At 36.3% G+C, this 20,777-nt stretch carries 18 protein-coding genes and 1 pseudogene; 12 read left to right on the top strand and 7 right to left on the bottom strand.

Annotated features, from left to right (window positions below; translation table 11 throughout):
• Positions 1–7 precede the first annotated feature (7 nt).
• Together ACFQ18_RS13865 and ACFQ18_RS13860 are read right to left on the bottom strand one after the other, a co-directional pair.
• On the bottom strand, positions 8–193 hold the full coding sequence (locus ACFQ18_RS13865; protein WP_379566582.1) for an iron-containing alcohol dehydrogenase: 186 nt from the start codon (positions 191–193) through the stop codon (positions 8–10).
• A gap of 311 nt (positions 194–504) precedes the next feature.
• Positions 505–1,263: a MerR family transcriptional regulator gene (locus tag ACFQ18_RS13860; protein WP_204798623.1), complete on the bottom strand. Its 759-nt coding sequence runs from the start codon at positions 1,261–1,263 to the stop codon at positions 505–507.
• 369 nt (positions 1,264–1,632) lie between these two features.
• On the opposite strand from ACFQ18_RS13860, the gene ACFQ18_RS13855 reads away from it, so the two are divergent.
• The 3 genes from ACFQ18_RS13855 to ACFQ18_RS13845 all read left to right on the top strand — a co-directional run bounded on the left by ACFQ18_RS13855 (position 1,633) and on the right by ACFQ18_RS13845 (position 5,626).
• Positions 1,633–2,025, top strand: coding sequence for a hypothetical protein (locus ACFQ18_RS13855; protein WP_204798622.1), 393 nt, complete (start codon positions 1,633–1,635; stop codon positions 2,023–2,025).
• A 224-nt stretch (positions 2,026–2,249) separates the two neighbouring features.
• The gene (locus ACFQ18_RS13850) at positions 2,250–2,972 is read left to right on the top strand and encodes a 3-ketoacyl-ACP reductase (protein ID WP_204798621.1); all 723 of its coding nucleotides are present in this window, start codon (positions 2,250–2,252) and stop codon (positions 2,970–2,972) included.
• Between the two features lie 1,349 nt (positions 2,973–4,321).
• Positions 4,322–5,626 carry a S8 family peptidase gene (locus ACFQ18_RS13845; protein ID WP_047185106.1) on the top strand — a complete coding sequence of 435 codons (1,305 nt, stop codon included), beginning with the start codon at positions 4,322–4,324 and terminating at the stop codon, positions 5,624–5,626.
• A 304-nt stretch (positions 5,627–5,930) separates the two neighbouring features.
• Here ACFQ18_RS13845 and ACFQ18_RS13840 read toward each other — a convergent pair whose 3' ends face one another.
• On the bottom strand, positions 5,931–6,140 hold the full coding sequence (locus ACFQ18_RS13840; RefSeq protein WP_060668867.1) for a hypothetical protein: 210 nt from the start codon (positions 6,138–6,140) through the stop codon (positions 5,931–5,933).
• Positions 6,141–6,584: 444 nt separating this feature from the next.
• Here ACFQ18_RS13840 and ACFQ18_RS13835 point away from each other — a divergent pair, with 444 nt between their 5' ends.
• The 3 genes from ACFQ18_RS13835 (at position 6,585) to ACFQ18_RS13825 (ending at position 9,300) form a co-directional block, all read left to right on the top strand.
• A complete protein-coding gene (locus ACFQ18_RS13835; protein ID WP_060668866.1) occupies positions 6,585–7,448 on the top strand; it encodes a C40 family peptidase in 864 nt (287 codons plus the stop codon).
• A 422-nt stretch (positions 7,449–7,870) separates the two neighbouring features.
• Positions 7,871–8,632: a SurA N-terminal domain-containing protein gene (locus ACFQ18_RS13830; protein WP_145523644.1), complete on the top strand. Its 762-nt coding sequence runs from the start codon at positions 7,871–7,873 to the stop codon at positions 8,630–8,632.
• A 407-nt stretch (positions 8,633–9,039) separates the two neighbouring features.
• Positions 9,040–9,300: a hypothetical protein gene (locus tag ACFQ18_RS13825; RefSeq protein WP_047185102.1), complete on the top strand. Its 261-nt coding sequence runs from the start codon at positions 9,040–9,042 to the stop codon at positions 9,298–9,300.
• 153 nt (positions 9,301–9,453) lie between these two features.
• Here the strand turns inward: ACFQ18_RS13825 and ACFQ18_RS13820 are convergent, their stop codons facing one another.
• Positions 9,454–10,395 (bottom strand): FAD:protein FMN transferase, encoded by a 942-nt coding sequence (locus ACFQ18_RS13820; protein ID WP_204798620.1) that lies wholly within the window; start codon positions 10,393–10,395, stop codon positions 9,454–9,456.
• 284 nt (positions 10,396–10,679) lie between these two features.
• On the opposite strand from ACFQ18_RS13820, the gene ACFQ18_RS13815 reads away from it, so the two are divergent.
• Together ACFQ18_RS13815 and ACFQ18_RS13810 are read left to right on the top strand one after the other, a co-directional pair.
• A complete protein-coding gene (locus ACFQ18_RS13815) occupies positions 10,680–11,426 on the top strand; it encodes an SDR family NAD(P)-dependent oxidoreductase (protein WP_379566577.1) in 747 nt (248 codons plus the stop codon).
• Positions 11,427–11,581: 155 nt separating this feature from the next.
• The gene (locus tag ACFQ18_RS13810; RefSeq protein ID WP_204798619.1) at positions 11,582–11,869 is read left to right on the top strand and encodes a YciI family protein; all 288 of its coding nucleotides are present in this window, start codon (positions 11,582–11,584) and stop codon (positions 11,867–11,869) included.
• A gap of 141 nt (positions 11,870–12,010) precedes the next feature.
• Here the strand turns inward: ACFQ18_RS13810 and ACFQ18_RS13805 are convergent, their stop codons facing one another.
• Both ACFQ18_RS13805 and fdhA read right to left on the bottom strand, forming a co-directional pair.
• Positions 12,011–12,439, bottom strand: coding sequence for a GlcG/HbpS family heme-binding protein (locus ACFQ18_RS13805; RefSeq protein WP_204798618.1), 429 nt, complete (start codon positions 12,437–12,439; stop codon positions 12,011–12,013).
• A 183-nt stretch (positions 12,440–12,622) separates the two neighbouring features.
• A pseudogene (gene fdhA / locus ACFQ18_RS13800) lies at positions 12,623–13,833 on the bottom strand (formaldehyde dehydrogenase, glutathione-independent).
• Positions 13,834–14,135: 302 nt separating this feature from the next.
• Between fdhA and ACFQ18_RS13795 the strand changes: the two are divergent.
• Both ACFQ18_RS13795 and fdhD read left to right on the top strand, forming a co-directional pair.
• On the top strand, positions 14,136–16,481 hold the full coding sequence (locus ACFQ18_RS13795; protein WP_204798617.1) for an FdhF/YdeP family oxidoreductase: 2,346 nt from the start codon (positions 14,136–14,138) through the stop codon (positions 16,479–16,481).
• Positions 16,482–16,496: 15 nt separating this feature from the next.
• Positions 16,497–17,297 (top strand): formate dehydrogenase accessory sulfurtransferase FdhD, encoded by an 801-nt coding sequence (gene fdhD, locus ACFQ18_RS13790; RefSeq protein ID WP_060668860.1) that lies wholly within the window; start codon positions 16,497–16,499, stop codon positions 17,295–17,297.
• Positions 17,298–17,517: 220 nt separating this feature from the next.
• On the opposite strand, the gene cyoE is transcribed toward fdhD, so the two are convergent.
• Positions 17,518–18,447 carry a heme o synthase gene (gene cyoE, locus ACFQ18_RS13785; RefSeq protein WP_060668859.1) on the bottom strand — a complete coding sequence of 310 codons (930 nt, stop codon included), beginning with the start codon at positions 18,445–18,447 and terminating at the stop codon, positions 17,518–17,520.
• A gap of 696 nt (positions 18,448–19,143) precedes the next feature.
• On the opposite strand from cyoE, the gene ACFQ18_RS13780 reads away from it, so the two are divergent.
• Both ACFQ18_RS13780 and ACFQ18_RS13775 read left to right on the top strand, forming a co-directional pair.
• Positions 19,144–19,653: a YfiT family bacillithiol transferase gene (locus ACFQ18_RS13780; protein WP_047185091.1), complete on the top strand. Its 510-nt coding sequence runs from the start codon at positions 19,144–19,146 to the stop codon at positions 19,651–19,653.
• Between the two features lie 295 nt (positions 19,654–19,948).
• The gene (locus tag ACFQ18_RS13775; protein WP_047185090.1) at positions 19,949–20,725 is read left to right on the top strand and encodes an arylamine N-acetyltransferase family protein; all 777 of its coding nucleotides are present in this window, start codon (positions 19,949–19,951) and stop codon (positions 20,723–20,725) included.
• Positions 20,726–20,777 lie beyond the last annotated feature (52 nt).

Genomic DNA, 20,777 nt, shown 5'->3' with positions numbered 1-20,777 from the left:
TAAAAAATTAAACATCAAATCCCATTATTCTAGCAATATCTTTGAATTTCGTTTGAACTTCAGGAACTTCTCCATTAAATTCCATTACATATGGAAGTGTTGTTGCATTCGCTATTTCATGAGGTAATCCGCAATGTGCGCTTAGAGGGTGAGCAATTCCATGTATAGACTTATTACAATTAGAATATTTCAAAGCTGTTGCACGTTTAGAGCATATATAGCGAGCAGCAGAAGAATTACATACATCCCAATCATCAGTTAGTAAAATGATATTAATTGTTATAAATCCTAAGGACGTTCTATATAAAAAAAGATAATGAAGTTAGGTTATAATCAATTTTATCATTAAAAGGGTCAGTCCCTCACTGCGTTAAAGTACAAGCATGGCAGGGATCTGACCCTTTTTCTCAAGATCCCTGTATAAGAAAATAAAAGAACGTCTATAGATGGCTTATTAGGCAGCATATTTCCTTTATCTAAACATCTTAGCAAATTCGTATCATCTCATCTGTTAAGGAGTCTAGCAAAAAAGCCACGTCTCTTTATCAATTTCTCTTTTTCTTCGATCGTTTTCCGTAACTGTTTAAGTAAATCTCGATCTCTTTGCTCTACCGACTGTCGTTGATTGACGAATCCGCCCCGGTGTTGCTGTGTGAGGGTCTCGCTCTGGGTGACGATTCGTTCGAGGTTATCGTCAGTCTGTTTATGGTACTTGTCTAGTTTTGCGGCTTGTTCCTCGTATGTTTTTCCAGACTCTTGGATTTGTTCTCCTTGGTGGTCGATGGTTTGCCCTTGCGACTGTAATAACTCCCTTAATCGCTTATTCTCTGGGTTTGCGTCCCCGACCTGTTGTGTTAATCTATCGAGCCTTTCATTAACCTCATCGAGTGATTGTATTGCGAGATATACGATGTCTTTCCCTTCCTTACGCTTGCTGTTTCCTTTGGTGTTGTAAGCCCTTGCCACTCGTTCCCCGACCTTATCGATATCGATGGGGAATTCTTTGGTAAGTGACTCCAATATTTGCAACTTGTTGTAGCCTTCTTCTTTTAGGCCACGTATGTGCCGCAGAACCTCGACGGCTTCGGGGCGAAAGTATTCCTTTCGCCCTTGCTTAACGATAGGGATGAACATGCTAAACTCAATCGCCCAATTTGCTAGGGTCGATCGTCTAACATTGATAAGTCCGGCAATATCTTTCATCAGCAAATGTTGTGAGAAGTCTTTCTGTACCTCGTCATGTATTCTAAGCGTAGTCGTCATTTTCGTTTTACTCCCTTCTATATATAACCGCTAAATTGGCATGAATTCCTTCATGATCGTTTTATCCAATTAGAATTTGTTCGTCTGCGATAATTATAGTATGTATTCGGCATTTCGAAGGCATATTCCTGCTGATTTTCAATTTGTTTTTCGTTGTTAGCGTCCTTTACGCATTGGAATCCATAAATGAAAAAATATAATGGATGTTACAGTACATAATTTATACGTTAGCATATATTTATTTTTGAATTAGTAAATAGAAAAGTTGGGGACATATTACTCGTTTTTGTAGTAGTGCGACCTGTAAGTGCATTCCAGTATATAGCTAGCAAATACGTAGCACAGCTATTTATTTTAATAGTGGCTTTAGTGGCTGGTTATCTCTTCACTTGGTATTATACAACGATCCTATTTAATTATGTTCCATGGACCTTGATGCTTGCAAGCTTAGGAGTTTATAGTCTTTGGATTGTTCTACTTACTGCGGTTACTCTATTATTTGGAACGGTGTTACGGAATAGTGGCGGTATCGCTGGAATGAGTATTTTGTTTTTAGAGATGCTTAGTTTGTTAACTACCTTGTTTCCAAAATATATGGAGTGGAACCCGGGCAACTTGAGCACAGAGGCCTCGAAGTTTTTAATAGAAGGAGAATGGGGGAGTTCTACCGTACTGGTGTCTGTTAGTACGTTGACATTATCTATTCTATTTTTAGGATTAGCAGTTTATCTATTTAAAAAACTTGTTCGTTTCGGAAACTAAGATTATATGTTAATTCTAGATAACGCGTTAGCAATGCGGGAGTTAATACTCATATAGGGATAGCTCACTGACCCCAATTTCCCACAGTGAGCTAAAACTTTAACATACTGGGAGCAGGTACCAAATTTTGACTACATAAAGGAATGATATTGGAGAAATATAATTTAGACTTATATAATAGAGTGGATTGGTAAATTTATATATACAAAAAGGAGTTGATTGTTTTGGTACAATCTTTAACAGGGAAGGTAGCATTCATAACAGGTGCAGGAAGAGGGATTGGAAAAGCGACTGCGATCGCACTTGCGAATGAAGGGGTTAACCTTGGTTTACTTGGAACAACTGAATCAAATTTAAAGCAAGTAGCAAGTGTTGTGGATGAACTAGGAGTAAAAGTTGCTTATACAGCAGTGGATGTTTCAAACTTTGAGCAAGTTCAACAGGCTATTGAGAAGATAACAAATCAATTAGGCAAAGCCGATATTCTGATTAATAGTGCGGGAACGAGTAAGTTTGCATCCCTTTTAGACATGGATCCAGAAGAATGGAAAAGGATCATAGACGTGAATTTAATGGGTACCTATTATGTTACACGGTCCGTTCTTCCTCAATTCATTGAAAAAAATAGTGGAGACGTAATCAATATTTCCTCCACCAACGGCTTGAATGGGGCGGCAACATCAAGTGCGTATAGTGCTTCAAAATTCGGTGTCATTGGATTAACTGAGTCATTAGCACAAGAGGTTCGCAGAAATAATATCCGGGTAACGGCTTTAACTCCGAGTACAGTCGCAACGGACATGGCAATTGAATTAAAACTAATTCCTGAAAACGACGAAAAATATATGCAGCCAGAAGATATTGCTGAACTGATCGTTTCCCAATTGAAATTAAACCAACGAGTCTACATAAAATCAGCTAGCATATTGGCTACAAATCCATTTTAATCATAATTAATTCAAATGCCTGCCCCGTCGGATAAAAGTATTACACGCCCGAGGGGGAAAGCGCAAAAGTTGATTATAGACTTTAAGCTACAGATTTCAGGATCAGTCCCCCCATTCACTACATTTTACCAAAGTGAGGGACTGCCCCTTTTCATTTGTCCAAACCAATCCAATATCTGATAAACTAATGTTAATGAATAATTTTAGGTGATAGGATGATAAATGTAGTAAGAATCTCAAAGGTTCTGACCATTACCGCCAAAGATAAAATTTGTTTTCAGGAAAAAACCATTTGTACGAGTATAGATTGTCCATTTGTAAATGGGTTTTATGACCGGTTTTTGCAGAGGAAGTATCAAGAGTTGTTGCCTTATGAGTGGTTGCAATATAGGAGTGGCGTGTGAAGGTTAGGTATGGATCATTTGTTAATTAACAACTATTATTATTTGCATAAAAAAATCGGAGGGGAGAAGGCTTATCTAGTCCATGGATCTTCACTTGATACGATAAAATAGATTCGTGTTTTATTAGAACATGGATATTAACATGAACAGGTAATGGACCTATTAGGTTAAATGGAAGTATAAAACGTTAAGGGTAAATGAAGAAGAGACGAATGAATTTTCCTCCATTACATCGATGAGATTTATCTGAGGAATTTCTAAGATACAGACTTTTTCGAGTTTGAAAAGAAAATCACCCCCTTTTATTTATTTTTTAGTGGAAGACCAAAAAACAAATATCTTAACAATATAAAAAGAGAGGGAATCTAATAATGTTTCAAAAATGAATGAGATATAGAGGTCTATTACAACAGATTAAGTACGAAGTTTAAAATGGCCATTAAGAATGTTCCAAAAGTACATAAGAGGGCTAATAAGGCGATTACATCACTTAATTTCACAATGATACCTCCCCTCTATTAAATTGTAATGCTGAAACTTCAGTTGATGGAACCTTCTGAATTTTGTAATTATTATATACCTGTCCTAAAATTTTATCATAGTTAATTATCTTTTTCAATACAATAAGCCTTTTTTATTATAGATTTTGGAACCGCTTTAATAAAGGGGAGGGTACAAGATGTTTTTTATGAAAAACTTTTAAAGCTACTACCTAACATGTGACAGTTATTTAAAGGAAGAACATTTATGTTACTATCATATTTATATCTATTATACTATATTGAATTTTAAGTATATTAAGAATATAGTTAAATTGTCTTATAGTTTTAATAGATTGTCCTTGATATAATGGGATTAGAAGGTAAAGTCTAATTACCTTCCATTATTTAGTAGTTGTTGACTCTCTTGGAATAAGTATTTTATTCATTAAAGGAGGAGAACAATTTGACAAGACGAAAAAGAGTTTGGTATGAAGCTGCGGGTAGAAGTTTAGACTTAGGATTGGTTGAGCAGTTAAGAATTAATCGAAGAGTTGATCCGAATGAGACAGATAACGAAATCCCTGTCATTGTTTATTTGAAAAATAGTTGTGAAAAAGGATTAAAAGACGACCTCTATAATACTTGCAACGTAGATTCCCACAATAAACTTGAACGAGAACTCCCCATTATTCATGGTATAAAAGGAAAATTAACCCCTGGAATGATAAAACAAATTAAAGATCATGATGCCGTAGATCGTATTTTCTATGACCGAGAAGTAACTGCTTTTTTAGATATTGCAAGCAAACAAATTGGAGCCGTAAATGTTCAAAATCAACTTCATTTCACTGGAAAAGGAGTAACGATTGCAATAATTGATACAGGAATTTATCCGCATGAAGACTTTACCAACCCATCTAACAGAATTATTGCCTTTAAGGATTTTATAAATGGAAATGAAGAACCTTATGATGATAATGGACATGGAACTCATTGTGCTGGTGATGCAGCTGGTAATGGGTTCTTATCTAATGGGAAATATATCAGCCCAGCACCAGAGGCCTCTATTATTGGGGTTAAGGTATTAGATAAAAATGGTAGTGGTAGATTATCTTCTATTATCGAGGGCATTGAGTGGTGTATCAATCATAGAGATGAACACCAAATTCATATTATTTCCCTATCATTAGGGGCACCAGCATATGATTCTTTTAGAAATGATCCACTTTCATTGGCTGCCCAAGAAGCATGGAAAGAAGGGATCGTGGTTTGTGCTGCAGCTGGAAATAGTGGCCCTTATCCATACACCATTAGTACTCCAGCTATCAATCCATTTATCATTACAGTTGGATCTACGGATGACCAAAATACCCTAGAGCGTGCGGATGATGTGATAGCAGATTACTCAAGCAGGGGACCGTCCATAGATTATTTTGTAAAACCAGATATTTATGCACCAGGTACGAATATCATTGCACCTCTAGCTCCGAATTCTGTAACAGAGTCACAATTACCAGAAATGATAATAGATGAGAATTATATACAATTATCTGGTACATCCATGGCAACGCCAATTTGTGCAGGCGTCATTGCTCTCATGTTAGAAGCAAATCCAAATCTTAGTCCAAATGATGTGAAAGCTATATTAAAGGAAACTTCACAGCCTACTCTTAATGACACTTGGGGGAATATCCATGCAGAACTAGCTGTTGAAAGGGCAAAAGCTTACCAAGTAAGAGTCCCTCTTGAAGCTATTCAAGGAGAGTAAATCAATATTGGTATCATGATTTTAGAAATGGATAATAGATAACGTAGTTTTACTAGGACAAGTTCAACAACCCCCAACTATAAAAGTTGGGGGATTTTACAGTGTATATTTTTATAACAGATTCGGTCTTAGAAACATTATACCTAGATGAAGGGGACTTTAAAGGTGTTTAAATAACTATAAAAATCATGGTGAACAAAATAGCATGCCTTGAAAGAAAATTCTTCCAAACATGCTACGATCCATATATTTTATTTGTCCGTTTTTCATTATAAGGCTCTTGGATTGGAAACAGTGTGATAAACTATGTGTTCAGTGTTCCGCGACCCTGATTACCTTGGCTTCTTTTATATAGATTTGAACCAGATTCATAGTATTCCCGCCATTTTTTATTTTCCTCCTCTAGTTTTTTGTTTTCATTCAACAAATTTTCCAATTCCCCCAAAAGGGAAAGATTCATCTCAGAAGCTCTTTTATTTGCATCTTTCATTTTTTGCCGATCTTGTTCATTCATTGTATTCCTCCTCAAGATACGTTATTTAATCATCATTGAGTTGATATATCTGTCGTTTATGGCTGTCTAAATCACAGTTGATAACTCCCACTCTATAACCGTATCATAAGATTACATTTTTTTAGCAGTTGTCATTAATTTGTAAACGAAGCGTATCCTCCTTATCATCTCAAAGTCTATTTCGTTCACTAAATGAAATCTAGTAATCAAAATGCTTATGTAAGAGTATAAAATAGTCCAACCGTTGCTAGGAATAACCGCGTCGTTCCAGGCATCTAGCGATTTTGTGGAATTCTTATAAAGTTTCATTTTATTTAATAATTTGTTATTCCTTCTTAAACTCTATGTTATCGAATTGAGATTTTCATATGTTAATTTACAGATAGTCAAAAATATGGCGAATAAATCTTTCGCCTTTAACTAGTAAAAAAAGGAGGAATAATGATGGCACAGTCCAATCAAACAGTAGGGAAATATGTACTTTCTATAGCATTTGTAAGTTCTTTGGTTTTTACTCCAGTTCTTAGCGGAAAGGTGTTTGCCAATGCTGGAGCAGGCGCTTCGGAGGGAGATATTACTATTAGCGAGAGCAACCTTTCTAATATACAGGAGCAAGAGGTAGCATCATCAAGTGAGGGGACATTAATTCAGCACGGTGATGTAGGTGCAGTAGTAGAGGATATACAGAAAGAACTTCAAGAACAAGGTTACTATACATATACGATTGACGGTATTTTTGGTTCTATAACGGGACAAGCAGTAAGAGATTATCAAGCAGATCATCATTTACAAGTGGATGGTATAGTAGGTCCAAATACTTTAGAAACGATGGCGTTACCAGAAATGGAATCTTCCGAAGATAACTTAACGATAACGGAAATTGACTCTTCTGAAAATAATTTAACGGTTACGGAGTCTAGCTCTGGGGATGTTTCTAATATAAAATCTGATATTGTTGCTGTAGCGAAAAGTGTTATAGGTACGCCTTATGTATGGGGAGGAACAACTACGGAAGGAATGGATAGTAGTGGTTTTATTAATTATGTGTTTAATCAAGTAGGCATTGATGATATTTCACGCACTCATCGTGAAATGTGGGAGAACGATGGTAACTATGTAGATCATCCTAGTATCGGGGATGTTGTATTTTTTGAAGGTACTTATGATACAGAAGGAGCGTCTCATAGCGGAGTCTACATTGGTAATAATCAAATGATTCACGCTGGAGATGACGGTGTAAGTGTAGCAGATATCAGCATCGATTATTGGCAAAATCATTATCTTGGTGCCAAATCTTTTACTGAATAATAGATTTTAACGTTAAAATACAAGTACAAAAATGGTACTTGTATTTTTTCAGTATAAATATCAAAATGGACTGAATGGAACATTACAAAAATATTTCTAATGATGTTATAAACTTTTCTAGCAACACAACATTTTGGCTAAAAAGATTCTTCCTTACGTCTAAGAAAAATCCTTTTTAAGTTAGAACACACCCTTGGTATAACAATAGTCGTTCATAGATATGGATCCATTGATCTATTAAAAATTTAGGGAATAAAAGAATCTAAAGATAATGGTCTTTTTGTATGATAAAACGTCTCAATTCTGTTACAAATCTTAAGAAAACCCACATAAGGTTTCATTTTCGTAAGATTTACTATATAATTCGTACCAGATGTTTTTTTAAAATAATTATGCTTCTAGCTTAAGGAAGGAGATCGATGATGAAAAAAATAATGTTAACATTACTAACTGGTCTAATGGCTGTTGCTTTAGTAGCATGCGGAGGCAACGAAGAAGGCAAAGAGGATAAGAATGATAATAAAGCCAAAACAGAGGAACAGCAGAAGGAACAGGAAAAGCAAATGGAAGAGATGCAAAAGAAATTAGATGCACAGCATGTAGATGAAAAGAAAACTGTTGCCATCGTGAATGATAATGAAATTCTAGGAAGTGACTATAATAGCACCTTAGCCTCTATACAACAACAAATGTTGCAAATGGGACAAGATCCGACTTCTAAAGAAGCATTAGAGCAAGTAAAAGACCAAACAATTGATAGCTTAGTCGGACAAACTCTTCTTCTACAAGATGCAGATAAAAAAGGCTATAAAGCTTCAGAAGCAGATATTAAAAAACAGCTGGACGAAATGAAAAAACAGTTTGAAACAGAAAAAGAATTCAAGGACGTTCTTAAAGAGTCCGGCATGGATATGAAAACATTTGAAACTCAAATAGCTGACAATATAAAACTTGAACAGTACGTCGAGAAAGAAGTACCGACTAGCCAAATAACCGATAAGGAAATTGAAAAAACGTACAAACAATTATCGGAACAAGGAAAGAGCACTGGACAAGAAGTTCCAAAGCTTGAAGAAGTAAAACCGCAAATCGAACAATCTCTCAAGCAGCAAAAGCAACAGGAAAAAATCGCTCAGCAAGTTGATGAGTTAAAGAAAAATGCGAACATTGATATTAAGATTTAAGGTGTTACACATCAAAGGAACAGCCACTTGTGCTGTTCCTTTTTGATCATTTATTATCCTAATAAAGCTGCGCCCTCTAATATGGTACGGTGAACCATTTCATACCTAACTTCAAACTTTAAAATGATAGAAGTAATAACCCTAGTAATTAATATAGAGTTATTACTTCTATTGATTTTTCAAGATGTTATAATAGAAATGTGAATTTTTCAAAGGTAGAGAGAAACATTTCAAATAGGGATATAAATCCAGCTTCTATAATACTTAAAAAAGTTAAAATGGACCTACTTCTTGCAACTAAGCAGGTGAAAAGAGACATAAAATTATGCAAACAAGCTTTCTATCAGAAAAAATAAGATGGAATTTTATACATCTATTGTTATTATAAAAAGCATAGGAGAGAGAATATGGCACTAATTAATACAGAGAATCTAAAAAGAAAAGAAAAAAACAGAAACAATGTGCATACGGAAGTAGATGCAACTTATACTAGTTTTATAGATGAAAATGGTAATAAGTATTTTCAAATCGACACGTATAGTTCTTCTGATGGCAAAACACAAGGGAAGATTAGTCAATCTATCCAATTAGATAGAAATTCGGCAATTGAGTTAATGAAGTTACTTAAGAAGGAATTGGATATATGGAAGATCAGCAAAACAGATTGATTAAATTGTGACCAAAACAAATAGCACAAGTAAAACCGAAACACGGCAACATAATTTAAACAAACATTCCCCTTATCCATTGGTAAGGGGTTTTTTCTTGTAACAGGGTATGCATAATATATTAGAGAAGAGGATAAGTGTTCGAATTTTTAGTCAAATATAAGTTTCTATTAAATACGGCCTAAGCGATTCCGAATAATAAAGCTCACCATCCTTCGTAACGACAATACCTGCTACATCTTGTATTTGATTTAACGTATGAATGATTTGGCTAGGGGACTGCCTAAATAAGCGACTCGTCCATATTTCTCCATCGACTGATTTATTGGATACAATAGTTAAACCAGCAATTTTCGTTTGAATCGGATATCCAGTAGTAGAGTCCAAAATATGATGGTATGTTTTGTTATTCATTGTAAATGTTCTTTCGTAAACGCCAGATGTAACAACAGATTGATTGAAAGCTTTTAAAACGGCGATATAATTTCCGCGCGGTAGGAAGGGGTGTTGAATTCCAATTCGCCAGTAACCATCCTTCTGATTAGGAGAAATTCCATATGTCATGACATTTCCACCTAAATTAATTAAAGCGGATGTAGCATTCATCGCTTCCAAATCTTGAATAATGAGATCCGCGATAAATCCTTTTGCTAAGGCACCTAAGTCGATAAACATTCCGGTGTGTTTTAAAAAAACGGTTAGATTTTCATCATCCAGAATAATGTCCTTTGCATTTGTTTTGCTAAGTAAAGATTGAATATCTTGATGTGATGGAACCTTTGCATCTTCAAATCCAATACGCCAAGCTTGAACAAGGGGACCGATGGCAATATTTAATGAACTATCTTCAGCCGTGCTATGTTTTTTACCTATTTTAATTAATTCGTATAAACCTGGATTTATTTTCACAGGTTGAATTCCTGCATTTTGGTTAACTTCCACTAGTTCTGAAGTAGGGTCATTCGCGCTAAAACGTTTCTCATACTCTTTCAATCGTAGAATAATTTTATCCAAAACGAATTCTGCATATTCATGTTGAATAGCTAAATGGATAACGGTTCCCATCATTTGTATGTCACGACTTTGCATTGCCATACTATCACCCTTTCCAGTTAGAAAAACAGCTCTAGCTATAAGATATTTGAACTAGACTCGAAAAAAGAGTCCATTTTGACCCCTTTCTATTAGTCTTTAACCGTTGCACTAGATATGTAGGATGAAGGCCATTCCTTATACCAAACGTACTGTAGAAATCTTATAGTTTCCTCGATTTTTAAAAAGACAACTGGAAGGGATGATTTTAAATAAAGTCTGATAATTTATAATGTAGTCTGATACAATTAAACAAGAATGATTATTGAATAAGGAGGTATATAGTAATGACAAAACAAATGAAGCGTTTCGAAAACAAAGTGGCACTTGTGACAGGCGGGCGTTCAGGGATTGGCAGTGCCATTGCTCGGCGGTTGCACGACGAAGGAGCTACCGTGATCACAGCACAGCGTGGCAAGGACGAGGAATTTGACTGGATTGCGGCAGATTTCTCCAATCCGCATACACCGGAGCGGATTGTTGAAGAGGTCATTGCTCGCACAGGGCGGCTTGACGTGTTGATCAACAACGCGGGCATGATGCAGGAAGCTGCGATTGAAGATATGAGCCTTGAGGATTGGCAACGCAACCTTAGTGTGAACCTGACGACTCCCTTTCTGCTAATCCGTGCGGCGCTGCCTTACCTGCGAAAGACGCGGGGTAACATTGTCAATACTGGTTCTGTTGAGGGGCTTGGGGCTAATCCTAGGCACGCAGCATACTGTGCCACCAAGGCTGGGCTTCATGGGCTTACCCGTTCAGTGGCGGTGGATCACGGTCATGAGGGCATCCGCTGCAATGCGGTAGCACCCGGTTGGATTGACACCGAGTTAAACCTCGATTTCATCGAAAACACACCTGACTCAGAGGAGTTCCGTCGCAATATCGGGCGTATCCATCCTGTGGGCCGCACGGGTTCCCCTGAGGAAGTGGCAGCGCTCGTGGCTTTTCTTGCAGCAGATGAAGCTGGATTTATCACAGGGCAGGTTTATACAGTTGATGGTGGAAGGATGAGCAAGTTAAGTCTTCCTTGAATAAAGGTTTCGTACTGCTTGCCAAGCTGTTCAATCTGGAAAAGGGGGATAACATTCTCGTATTTTACCGATAGACAAGCGTGACAAAGTAAGATACTAAATAGTAAGATAAAATAAGCTACATAGATGACAATTATTTTCGAGGAGGAATAAAATTGAAACATTTTGCCATGTTTTTACCAATGAAGGATGAGGAAAAAAGTAACTTATATAGGGAAGATCATTTAGCGTACTTAGATAAGAAGAGGGAAGAAGGTAGAATATTTGCTAATGGCCGTTTTACAGATGGCTGGGGAGGACTAATAATCTATTTAGCAGATTCTAAAACTGAGGTAGAAGAAATTGCTAAAAATGATCCGTACATTATGACAGGTGCAAGAGATTACGAGATTCATGAATGGGATGTCGTTACTGAAGCTACTTTTCCTTACAAAAATAAATAAACTTTTGCGTCGTATTAAATAACGATTTCCCGAGAAAATCCGTATCACTTTTATCGTGATACGGATTTTCTCGGATTTGTTCATTTTAATGAATATGGATCGGACAAAGGATTCTAAAAGAAAAAGTTAGTTTACCTTTGACTATCGACCTACACTAACCTTCAAACTTTCAAAAACATTAACCGCCGCTTGTGCTACTTGAATATCATGTTCTACACTACTTCCACTAACACCTACAGCCCCGACAACTTTTTCATCCTGAGTAAGTGGGATTCCGCCGCCAAATAGTACAATTCTTCCATTATTTGTTGTATTTAGTCCATAAAGTTCTGCATTCGGAACAGTCGCTTCAGCTAAGTTAGCTGTTGGCATTTTCAGTGCAACAGAGGTCCAAGCTTTATTTTGGGCGATTTCAACACTTGCAAGCCAAGCATCATCCATGCGATGGACAGCAATTAAATTTCCACCTTCATCCAAAACAGAAATGACCATTTGTATGCCGAGTCTTTTTGCTTCCTGCTCCGCACCTTCAATTAGCTTTTTTGCTACTTCTAAATTTAATTTACCCATGATTAAATTCCTCCCATCTAAAGTCAGTATAATTAACGGATTCCTGATCCTAAATTATCGGATTATTATATATGAATAACGGATTCTCGTATACGAGTCTCGAATGATTACATACGATTAACGAACTACTGTTTTACAAGATAACGATTTTTAAACTTCTTGATTGAATGCGATACAATTCTTTTATTTAATCAGGTTATGTGGATCAATAACGAATTTTCTTGATACGCCACCATCGAATTGTTTATAGCCATTCGGGGCGTCGTCTATGGAGATAACCGTTGCGTTAACAGCTTTCGCAATTTGTGCTCTACCACTTAAAATGGCTTTCATTAGATCGTGATTATATTTCATTACCGGTGTTTGCCCGGTTACAAATGTATGTGCTTTTGCAAATCCTAGACCGAAGCGGATTTTAAGTGTGCCTTCTTTTGCATCTGCGTCCACTGCACCTGGATCTCCTGTTACGTATAAACCTGGAATTCCTAATCGTCCACCAGCTCTCGTTATGTCCATAATGGAATTTAATACTGTAGCAGGAGCCTCTCCAGCATTTCTGCCATGTCCACTTGCTTCAAACCCAACAGCATCTATTGCACAATCTACCTCTGGGGTACCTAATATTTGTTCAATTTGTTCTCCCAGATTATCATGTTCACGTAAATTCACTGTTTCGCAGCCAAAACTTCTTGCTTGAGCGAGGCGTTCCTCATTTAAATCACCAACAATAACAGCCGATGCTCCTAATAGTTGTGCGGAATGTGCAGCAGCTAAACCGACTGGACCGGCTCCAGCAACATATACCGTTGACCCAGTCTTCACTCCCGCACTGACTGCACCATGGTATCCAGTGGGAAAGATATCCGAAAGCATGGTTAAATCAAGGATTTTTCCAATGCTTGATCTTTGTCAGGGAATTTTAATAATTGGAAGTCTGCGTATGGTACCATGACATATTCAGACTGTCCGCCGACCCAACCACCCATATCTACATATCCATATGCTGAACCAGGGCGATCGGGATTAACGTTTGTACAAATATGTGTATCTTGTTTCCTACAATTGACACAACGACCACATGCGATGTTGAAGGGAACGGATACGATATCTCCTTTTTCAATAAATTCAACATCTCTACCAACTTCAACGACCTGTCCTGTAATTTCGTGACCCAACACTAATCCACTTGGCGCTGTGGTACGTCCTCTAACCATGTGTTGATCACTGCCACATATGTTCGTTGAAATCACCTTTAATATGACACCATGATGACACTTTCTTCCGACATTAAGTGGATTGACTCCTGGACCATCTCGAAGTACTAAATCCGGATAACCAATATCCCTTACCTCAACTTCACCTGGTTTAACATACACAACTGCTTTGTTACTCACTAAAAAACCCCCTTAAATAAACTGTTATTAAAAACGTTTAAGTTCAATTTTTGTTTAAACCTATCTGTTCCATGAAATGTTATAAATAATAACAGTTTTTAAGATATTTTGTTCCCACCATCAATATATATATCTAGTAGCTAAATTTAATAACCACTTTATGAAACTATCTTTACTTGATTAGGAGAATACTTCTTGAAAAAAAGAATAAAGAAGGAATTCTTCTTGACATTTGTATAGACTTTAACAGAAAAGAATGTTGATTTAGTAAATGCTATTTTATTAAATATGGAGGGATTGACGTGGGGGAAACAAAACACACTGGTCCAGTTAAACTACCAAGGAAACCTGATCCATCACTTTGGGTTAGTAAAGTTCCATTCGGTCTTGGGAAGGTGAAGCCACATCATATTCGGGATACCATGAAAGTAGTTTGGGAAAATAAAGATAATCTAAGGTTTGCAACGAGAATCCTTACACAAGGAGTTTGTGATGGATGTGCCCTTGGAGTATCAGGACTCAAGGATCAAACGTTAACAGGACCACACTTATGTACCACCCGCTTAAATGTCCTACGATTAAATACAATGCCTGCAATGGAGGAAAAATACGTACATGCGGATGTTGCTGATTTACGCAAAATGAGTAGTACGGAATTACGTCAATTGGGGAGAATTCCGTATCCACTTATTCGCAAACCAGGGGAAAAGAAATTTAGTCGAATCAGCTGGGATGATGCGTTGGATAAAATTTCGGATAAAATGAAAATGCTAGATCCGAAGAAATTCGCTTTTTATACAACGTCAAGAGGAATTACGAATGAAGTATATTATACACTAGGGAAGGTTTCCAGATTTCTTGGTACGAACAATGTGGATAACGCATCACGTATTTGTCATTCCCCATCGAAAACAGCATTATCTCGTTCGATTGGTGTTGGTGCATCCACTTGTAGTTATAAAGATTGGATTGGTACAGATGTCCTCGTCTTTTGGGGTTCTGTTGCTGCAAATAATCAACCAGTCTCAACGAAATATATGTATGCGGCAAAGCGTAAAGGTACGAAAATTATTATCATCAATCCATATCATGAGCCTGCCATGGACAATTACTGGGTTCCATCGATTGCGGAATCTGCTTTATTTGGAACGAAAATAGCGGATGATGTTTATCAAGTAAATATTGGTGGAGATATTGCTTTCATGCATGGAATCATGAAGCATTGGTTTACGATGGAGGAAAGTGTTCATGGCTCTGCAATCGATCATGAATTTGTCTCCAAGCATGTGAATGGACTGGAGAGTTTGAAAGAAAAAGTAATGGCTTATGAATGGGATCAGCTAGAAAAATCATCCGGATTAACGAAAGAACGAATGATGGAATTAGCTGAACTTCTAGCTAAATCAAAATCCGCGGTATTTGTTTGGTCGATGGGATTAACACAACATCGATTTGGTACGGATAATATATCACAAGTAGCCAATCTCGCCTTGTTAAGAGGTTTCTTAGGAAGAGAGCATTGTGGTTTAATGCCAATCCGTGGACACTCTGGCGTTCAAGGTTCAGGGGAAATGGGGGCAGATCCATTTGTCCTCCCTGGTGGTGGCATAGATGATGCAAATCGAAGCCGTGTAGAGACGATTTGGGGGTTTGAAATTCCAAAATGGCAAGGCGATATTGTTGGTGTTTCTTTAGAGAATGCCCTTCTTCCAGACGATCATGAACGAAAACTTGAGCTCTACTATTTATCTGGTGGTAATTTGCTGGAAACCATGCCCAATCCTGATTTTGTGAAGCAATGTTTAGAAAATATAGATATTCGTGTTCATCAGGATATTATTTTTAATACGTCGACACTTGTAGATGCAAAGGAAGCAGTTATTGTATTGCCGGCAATGACGCGATATGAGCAACCGGGCGGAGGTACATCTACTTCTACAGAAAGGATGGTATATTTTTCTCCGGAAATAAAGGGACCACGTATGGAAGAAGCAAGAGCAGAGTGGGAGATTTACGTTGACCTTGCCAAAAGGGTAAAACCAGATAAAAAACATTTGATTGACTTTAAGGACCCATTTGAGATTCGAGAGGAAATAGCAAAGGCAGCACCAAATTATGATGGAATTCAGCATATGCAAAGCAGAGGAGATGTCTTTCAATGGGGTGGTTTATGGTTATGTGAAGGTGAAATATGTCCAACACCAGATAAAAAGGGAAATCTCATTACCGTTGAGATACCTGAACTTCGTAAGCCAGAAGGACACTTTTATGTGACATCAAGACGTGGAAAACAATTTAATTCTATGATTTATCATGAAACGGACCCATTTAACGATGCAGACCGCTATGATCTCCTTCTAAATGAAAAAGATGCAGCAGCATTAGGTATAAAAGAAGGCGATCCTGTTGTCGCTTTTAATCAATATGGTACATTTCATGGCCGTGCAAAATTTGTAGAAATTAAAACAGGAAATGTTGAAGTACACTGGCCAGAAGGAAATGCACTGATACCTAAAGGTGTCTACGAAAAATATGCAGGGATACCGGAATACAATACGGCTGTTATCTTGGAGAAGGCGGAAACATATTTTGCACATAAAGATACGAAATATGCAGAAAAGAGAGTAGAGGAGCTTGAGATGGATTAGGTTAGGTGAAATAAAATGAATAATAAGAAGGAGAATGGGTGGGAGGTCATACGATTTAATGGAGATTCAAAGTCCACCCAGCAAGAAGAGGTTGCAATCGAAAAGCCTTTTACCATTATGCTCAATGGGGAGGAGTTTGCGACTATTGTATGTACGCCAACGGATCTACAGGATCTCATCGTTGGATTTCTTGCGGCAGAAGGGGTTATCCGTTTCTATGATGAAATAAAATCAATCTCCATTGATGAGAAACTTGGATTTTCCTACATTCAATTAATAAAGAATTTAGACGGTTTACAATTGGATCACTCCAAACGGTTCATCGGTTCTTGTTGTGGAAAAAGTCGACAATTTTATTTTAAAAACGATATTAGGACAGCAAAGACCATTATGAGTCAACTAATAATCTCAGTGAGACATTGTTTCCAATTAATGAATGCACTTCAAACAAAATCCAAACAATTTATTAAAACGGGCGGAGTGCACAATGCTGCACTAGCAACACAGGATGAAATTATTACCATCCGTTCTGATATTGGTAGACATAATGCGTTAGATAAGCTATATGGGCATGTTATCCAAAATAAAATTAGGCTTGGTGATAAATTAGTTGTTTTTAGTGGTAGAATTTCTTCAGAAGTATTACTGAAGGTTTCTAAAATGGGAGTGGGAATCCTTATTTCTAAATCAGCACCGACTGATCTCGCATTACAACTAGCAGATGATTTAGGTATTACAACCATTGGTTTTGCACGTGGAAATCGATTAAACATTTATACGCACCCTCATCGAATTATGGAAGCAAAAAATACGTGAAGAAGCCTAATTGGTGCTTTTCCAAAAGACGGAGAAGCGCCCTTTTTGTGAATTTATTAACGGGCAGTTTAACGAAAAAAGTAACCAAGCAACAATAATTTAATACTTACCATTCCAATAAGGAAAAAACGAGTGCTCCTTGCATTTAAAGGTAAATTATTTAACAAGATGTAGAATAAAATGGGGAAATCCTCCTTAATGAAGGATTTCCCTATCATTTTTAATCGATGATTGGTGAAGTCAAAATAATCATTGCGAATGATAATAAAATTAAATAAATTAAAGAATAACGTAAATTCATCTGTGCCCATTTCTTCACATCTTTAGCTCGTGGTCCTTTCAACGCAAGAATAATCCAACCAATGGTTAAGAAAACAGCAAAGACAAGGAAAAACCAGCCTAAAGAAGTAGTTAAAAAGAATGGGAATGGTAACAATGCAATAACATAAATTATAATTTGTCGAATGGTGACATCAACACCGTAAACAACTGGTAGCATAGGTACACCGGCACGTGTATAATCTTCCAACCTTTTTATAGAGATTGCGAATGTATGTGGAACTTGCCAAATGAAAAGAATACAGAAAAAAACGATTGGAACGATGTGACTTGCTGGCGCTATTGCTGCCCAACCAATTAAAGGTGTAAATGCTCCGGAAACACTACCTACTATTGTATTCAAAGTAAATTTTCGTTTTGTCCAAAATGTATAAAGAACAACATAGACAAACCAGCCTAAAAATGAATAAATAGCTGCTTCAAGTGTTGTAAATAGCATGAAAACTAGTCCAATGATCGATGTGATGATTCCCGACCATAAAACTGCTTTTAAAGAAAAATTCCCATTAACTGTCGGTCTATTTTGTGTACGAACCATTTTTCTATCCAAATCGACTTCATACCAATTGTTGAGAATTAACGCTCCAGAAATGACAAGTGTACTGCCAAACATGGTTAATAGAAAAAGGCCCCAATGATCAATAAATTGTTCCCCATTAAAATAAAGTGCTAACCAATAGGCTGTAAATACAGGCAGTACATTGGCTACTAACACTTTACCTTTTAATAAATATTTGATATCAATTAATAAGCTAAGGAATTTAGAAGAGCTCCCCGCTGTTGTCTCCGATAGTAATTGTCCGTTTTTCATAAATATCCCCTATTTTTATCGTGTTTAAAGTGAATGAAATAATACAAATACTGTTTAATTATACCATGAAAGATTTATCCTATTGTGACCAAAATTTGAAATAATCGTTTCAAAAAGTTAATGGAACTTTTTAAAAACGAGGGGGAATTAAAATAAAATTATTTTTCGCCACATTACTTATATTGTTCGGTGCATTTTTGATCGGGCTAAGGACAGTACCGTTAATGTAAACGATGAGTACAGTAGGATATAATAGTACAAGTATGAAATAGTATGAAAGAGAGTTGATTTTGATATGGATACTCAAGTAACTACGAAATTTAAAATATATAAGTCAGCAAATGAGGTGTTTGAGGCTTAAAAAAAGATGACCCTGAAATAGTGAATAAAATGTTAGGACAAAAAGAAGGTTGGGTATATGTGTTATCTTGTTTAAAGGGCTATTTAGAAAATGGAGTTAATAATTTGAGAGCATCACTAATTCATTAGTAAACCAACTAAAAAATAGTCATTTAGTTTTTTTAGAAACAAATATGTTAGTATAAAGTTATCAGGAAATTAAGCTAATTAGCAGAATGTATTCGTTGCCTAGTTTTTTACATTTTGCGGAAGATTACAAGAACTAAGTAGATTAGGTATATTAAACGTCAATACATAAATATAATAAAATAAAGAATAGGAAAAGGGGGATTGAAAATGGATGTAAGAGAACCAATTGGCAAATTACAAGTTCCCGAAAAAGTAACTTTCGAAAATATTCAAGAATGGTTAAAGCAAATCGAAACATACACGATTCGATTAAGAGAAACAGTCGACTCATTAAGTGATGAGGAATTAAGCAAAACTTATCGTGATGGTAGCTGGACAGTTCGTCAATTAGTTCATCATATTGCTGATTCTCAGTTGAACATGTATCAACGTTTGAAACTGGCTTTAACGGAAGAGAGTCCAACAGTACCAGCTTTTGATGAAGAAAAGTGGGCTATTCAACCGGACACAAAACTTCCCGTAGAATGTTCTATAAAAATGTTGGAAGGCATAAATGAGCGCATCGTATCTTTAGGTCACCATTTAACCGAAGAGCAATTAAATCGAACTTTTGTTCATCAGGAAAATGGTCCAATAACGGTTGCAGCAAAAGTTGCAAAATTAGCATGGCATGAAGAACATCACTTAGCCCATATAAAAATCGCATTATCAAAATAACATACTATTCATGGAATTGGTTTATCAAATCTCGATAAGCCAATTTTTTGAAATCAAGAAAGAAAATTGATAGTTTCTATGAAATAATAAAAACTGGAAATTAAACTGCACTACAATGATGTTATCGTATATGTTTCGGCAATCCATCTCTGAAACACAATAATATAAAATATAAATTACGCTTTATATGTAAAGAAAAGTTGTTTTAATAATTTTCTTATCCGGCTCCAGTGCCCAGCGACTTCCGAGACACAAAACGGGCGCCTAAGCCTTTGTTCTTATTGGAGTGATTTTTATGTGTGAATTGAATAGCTTATTTCGTAAAAGAATCGGTATTTCCCAAAACAAGAATATTACTTTTGAAAAGTTGGATTATATTCTTGAACAAACGGCAATAAATATCCCTTTTGAGAATTTATGTATTATGGAGAATAAAATAAGTGATATCAATAAAGAAAACTTAATTAATAAAATACTAGTCAATAAAGAGGGAGGTCTTTGTTATGAATTAAATTCGATTTTCTACTTTTTCTTAATCGAAAATGGATTTGACGCATCCCTAGTACGTGGAGTGATTTACGATAATATCAATGAAACGTATTCAACCATTGGAAGGACTCATGTTGCAATTCTTGTAACCCACAAGAACCAAACATACTTAATAGATACTGGATTTGGAGGAAATTTACCATTAAAACCCGTTCCTATCACTGGGGAACCTGTCACATCCAATAATGGAGAATTTCGAGTGAATAAAGGGGATAGTGAGTTTGGGAATTATGCACTTGAAATGAAATTAAAACATAAGGACACGAATTGGAAAATTGGATATGCTTTCGATTCTAAGAAGCTTATCAACGATGTATCAGAATTTAATGAAATTCAAACAATCATCGCCAAGCACCAAGAATCTCCATTTAACAAAAAGCCTTTAATCACTCGACTGACTTCTACGGGGAATTTAACTTTAACCGATACTTCCTTCACACAATGGATAGATGGAATAGATACAAAAGAGGAAATCGATCATGCTAAGTTTAAAGAACTATTGAAAAAGCATTTCGGGATATAATTTAAGTAATAAAAGGCTACCTCACCAATGGATGATTAATAGTAGCCTAATG

The sequence above is a fragment of the Oceanobacillus caeni genome (assembly GCF_042678465.1).
GTDB classification, from domain to species: Bacteria; Bacillota; Bacilli; order Bacillales; family Amphibacillaceae; genus Oceanobacillus; species Oceanobacillus caeni.
Note: the sequence above shows the minus strand (reverse complement) of the source record. Positions and strands in the feature narration are given on the sequence as shown.

Excerpts from the sequence above, each read along its gene's own strand:
- ACFQ18_RS13860 (WP_204798623.1), bottom strand. The coding sequence starts at position 1,263 with ATGACGACTACGCTTAGAATACATGACGAGGTACAGAAAGACTTCTCA.
- ACFQ18_RS13840 (WP_060668867.1), bottom strand. The coding sequence starts at position 6,140 with ATGAATGAACAAGATCGGCAAAAAATGAAAGATGCAAATAAAAGAGCT.
- ACFQ18_RS13835 (WP_060668866.1), top strand. The coding sequence starts at position 6,585 with ATGGCACAGTCCAATCAAACAGTAGGGAAATATGTACTTTCTATAGCA.
- ACFQ18_RS13830 (WP_145523644.1), top strand. The coding sequence starts at position 7,871 with ATGAAAAAAATAATGTTAACATTACTAACTGGTCTAATGGCTGTTGCT.
- ACFQ18_RS13825 (WP_047185102.1), top strand. The coding sequence starts at position 9,040 with ATGGCACTAATTAATACAGAGAATCTAAAAAGAAAAGAAAAAAACAGA.
- ACFQ18_RS13820 (WP_204798620.1), bottom strand. The coding sequence starts at position 10,395 with ATGGCAATGCAAAGTCGTGACATACAAATGATGGGAACCGTTATCCAT.
- ACFQ18_RS13815 (WP_379566577.1), top strand. The coding sequence starts at position 10,680 with ATGACAAAACAAATGAAGCGTTTCGAAAACAAAGTGGCACTTGTGACA.
- ACFQ18_RS13805 (WP_204798618.1), bottom strand. The coding sequence starts at position 12,439 with ATGGGTAAATTAAATTTAGAAGTAGCAAAAAAGCTAATTGAAGGTGCG.
- fdhD (WP_060668860.1), top strand. The coding sequence starts at position 16,497 with ATGAATAATAAGAAGGAGAATGGGTGGGAGGTCATACGATTTAATGGA.
- cyoE (WP_060668859.1), bottom strand. The coding sequence starts at position 18,447 with ATGAAAAACGGACAATTACTATCGGAGACAACAGCGGGGAGCTCTTCT.
- ACFQ18_RS13780 (WP_047185091.1), top strand. The coding sequence starts at position 19,144 with ATGGATGTAAGAGAACCAATTGGCAAATTACAAGTTCCCGAAAAAGTA.
- ACFQ18_RS13775 (WP_047185090.1), top strand. The coding sequence starts at position 19,949 with ATGTGTGAATTGAATAGCTTATTTCGTAAAAGAATCGGTATTTCCCAA.